The sequence below is a fragment of the Variovorax sp. J22R115 genome (assembly GCF_030317005.1).
GTDB lineage: Bacteria > Pseudomonadota > Gammaproteobacteria > Burkholderiales > Burkholderiaceae_C > Variovorax.
On record NZ_JASZYM010000048.1, the window covers coordinates 1 to 3073 of the forward strand.

The 3073-nt window shown below is 67.5% G+C and carries 4 protein-coding genes; all 4 read left to right on the plus strand.

Translation table 11 applies throughout. The annotated features are described in order from the left end of the window. The first annotated feature begins 79 nt into the window (after window positions 1-79). Window positions 80-484: a transposase gene (locus QTI04_RS34055; protein ID WP_286619618.1), complete on the plus strand. Its 405-nt coding sequence runs from the start codon at window positions 80-82 to the stop codon at window positions 482-484. After that, window positions 481-831 carry an IS66 family insertion sequence element accessory protein TnpB gene (tnpB, locus tag QTI04_RS34060; protein WP_286619619.1) on the plus strand — a complete coding sequence of 117 codons (351 nt, stop codon included), beginning with the start codon at window positions 481-483 and terminating at the stop codon, window positions 829-831. Before QTI04_RS34055 ends, tnpB begins: the two co-directional genes overlap by 4 nt. Before the next feature lie 71 nt (window positions 832-902). After that, window positions 903-2519: an IS66 family transposase gene (locus QTI04_RS34065; RefSeq protein WP_286619620.1), complete on the plus strand. Its 1617-nt coding sequence runs from the start codon at window positions 903-905 to the stop codon at window positions 2517-2519. A 5-nt stretch (window positions 2520-2524) separates the two neighbouring features. After that, the gene (locus tag QTI04_RS34070) at window positions 2525-3025 is read left to right on the plus strand and encodes a hypothetical protein (protein WP_286619621.1); all 501 of its coding nucleotides are present in this window, start codon (window positions 2525-2527) and stop codon (window positions 3023-3025) included. Window positions 3026-3073: the final 48 nt, after the last annotated feature.

The window sequence follows — 3073 nt, forward strand, 5'->3', positions numbered from 1 at the left end:
GTGAGCGTCCAGCGATCCCACCTTGCGCCTGACGCAGCGGCTCCCGAGGATGGCGTCCACCTAAATTTGGCGGACGCCTATGCATCCCAATACTTCCAATCGCCGAGTCCACAGTGCCGAGTTCAAGGCCCGCATCCTGGCCGAGTGCCGGCAGCCTGGCGCGTCGGTCTCGGCCGTGGCCATCGCGCACGGCCTGAACACCAACGTCGTGCGCAAGTGGCTCACGGGCCGCGGGCTCAAGCGCATGGGCGCCGCGGCGCCTGCGGCCGGTGGCACCGCGCCTGCCCTGCAGTTCGTCCCTGTGGAGTTGCCGCGGCCCGCGCCGATCGCCGCTCCTGCACCGCAGCCCGACATCCGCATCGAACTTCAGCGCGGCGGCCTGCACGTGAAGCTCCAGTGCGCTGCCAGCGCAGGCGCGCTGTACGCTGCGCAGTTGCGCGCCCTGGCCGATGCGCTGTGCGTCGCCGAGGAGCCGGCCCGTTGATCCGCATCGACACGCTGTGGCTATGCACCCAGCCTCAGGACATGCGCGCCGGCGCCGACCGGTTGCTCAACATCGTCGTCAATACCGTCGGCGCGGCGCATGCGCACCATGGCTACTTGTTCGCCAACCTGCGCGCCACGCGCATCAAGCTGCTCGTGCACGACGGCTTCGGTGTGTGGTGCGCGACGCGCCGCCTGCACGCGGGACGCTTCGTCTGGCTGGAGCGTCCACCAGGGCAGGTCCCGGCGGATGCAACGCTGCAACTGAGCGCGCAGCAATTCGAAGCTCTCGCGGTCGGTCTGCCGTGGCAGCGCCTGGGCGAACTCAGCGTCATCAACCGATCGTGAGGGCACTGACAGCCCAGCGCTGCCGTTGACATCGCATCTGCCGATGTGCAGCGCGTCCCGACTCGTGCAACATGCCGAGCATGCTCGGCGACACCGCTGCCTTCCAAATCGACATGGCACAGCTGCCGCCGCAAGCGGCCGCGCTGATCACGCGGTTGCAGCAGCATGTTCAGACCCAGGCGCGCGAGATCGCTTGGGCGCACGCCAAGCTGGAGAAGGTCAACTTCGAGCTCGCCCGTCTCAAGCGCTGGAAGTTCGGCGCCAGGACCGAGGCCATGACAGCCCAGCAGCGCGCCCTGTTCCAAGACACTCTGGCCGAGGACGAGGCCAGCCTGCAGGCGCAACTGGCTGAGTTGCAGCGCGGCCTGCCCGAAGCGCCCAAGACCCCGAAGGCGCCCCCACGCAAGCCGCGCCGCCAGGCGCTGCCCGAGCACCTGGAGCGCGTCGAGCATCGCCACGAGCCTGAGAACACGAGCTGCCCGACCCCTGAGTGCGGCCGGCCCATGCAGCGCATCGGCGAGGACATCAGCGAGAAGCTGGACATCGTCCCGGCCAAGTTCTTCGTGCACCGGCACATCTACGGCAAGTGGGCTTGCAGGTGCTGCCAGCAGATCCGCCAGGAGCCGGCCGAGCCGGACGTGGTGGACGGCGGTATCCCCGCCAGCGGGCTGGTGGCGCACACGCTGATCAGCCGCTTCGTGGACCATCTGCCGTACTACCGGCAGGAGCCGATCAACGCACGCTCGGGCGTGCACACGCCGCGCTCGACGCTGGCCGCCTGGAGCGGCGCCGGCGGCGCCAAGCTCGAGCCGCTGTACGAGGCGCACCGGCGCTTCATCCTCAGCTGCCGGGTGCTGCATGTCGACGAGACCCCAGTGCCGCTGCTGGACCCGGGGTCGGGCAAGACGAAGAAGGCCTACGTCTGGGCCTGGGCGCGCAGCCATCACGACCCTCATCCGGGCGTGATCTACGAGTTCTGCCTGGGCCGAGGGTCGCAGTATCCGATGACCTTCCTCGCCGGCAAGGGACCACCGTGCCCAGAGCCGCCGTGGAACGGTACCTTGATCACCGACCAGTACGCGGGCTACAACGCCGTGCTGGACGCGAAGGTCTACCCGCAGCGCAGGTCGGCGGCGTGCGCCGCGCATGCCAGACGGTACTTCGAGGAACTCAGCCGCGGCGGCAATAGCGCCAGTGCGGTGGCCACCGAAGCGTTGCAGCGCTGGGCGCGGATCTACCGTGCAGAGGCGGCCTTCGCCGAGATGGATCACGACAACCGTCGGCACGCGCGGCAGCAGCTGAGCAAACCGCTGTGGGACGAGTTCGAGGTATGGCTGAAGCTGCAGCGCACACAGGTGATCGACGGCAGCAAGATCGCCGGGGCAATCGATTACAGCCTCAATGCCTGGAAGGCGCTGACGCTGCACCTGGACGACGGCACGGTGGTCATCGACAACAACCTGGTCGAGCGGCAGATCAAGCCCTGGAAGCTCGGCGCGAAGAATTGGCTGTTCGTGGGCAGTGAGTTGGCCGGCCAGCGCGCAGCGGTGGTGATGAGTCTGGTGCAGTCCGCCAAGCTCAACGGCCTGGATCCGTGGGCGTACCTGCGCGACGTGCTGGCGCGCATCCACGCGCATCCCAGCCATAGGCTGGATGAACTGCTGCCGCATCGCTGGCGGCCGAGCTGACGAAGATGGGCGTGATCACGCAGGCCGTGATGGTCAAAGCGGCCATCGACGTCAACGGCATGACCCAGGCGCAGAAGGTGCGCCTGGCTGACGAGATCTTCGCTCAGCAGCCCAACCTGCTCGCCTCGGTCCTCGCGCTGTCGCGCATGGGAGTGGGCATGGTGGAGCTGGAGGTGCCGCTGCATATCCTGTTCGTGACGTTCCAGGCGATGAAGCGCAGCGGCCATACGTGGCCGATCGTCTCGGAGGACTTGCAGGAGACGTGCATGCAGCGCTTGACAGCCCGCGTCCGCTTCAATGAGGGATTGCCGGGAGAGCTGGCCGATCAGGTCGTGCAGCAGTTCTGTGACGAACATCCCGAGCGCTATCTGCTCGCGTTCGCCTACGGATACCTCGGCGACCACGACTTGCTGCGTGTGCGCACCGATGCCGAGAAATACCTGCTGCTGGCCGCTCTCAACCTCGTCGAGTGCGTCGCCTTCGTTGGACCCACGACCACCTCTTGACGATCACGGGCTCTGATCCGGGTCAAGGTGGATCGGCCGGACGCTCAC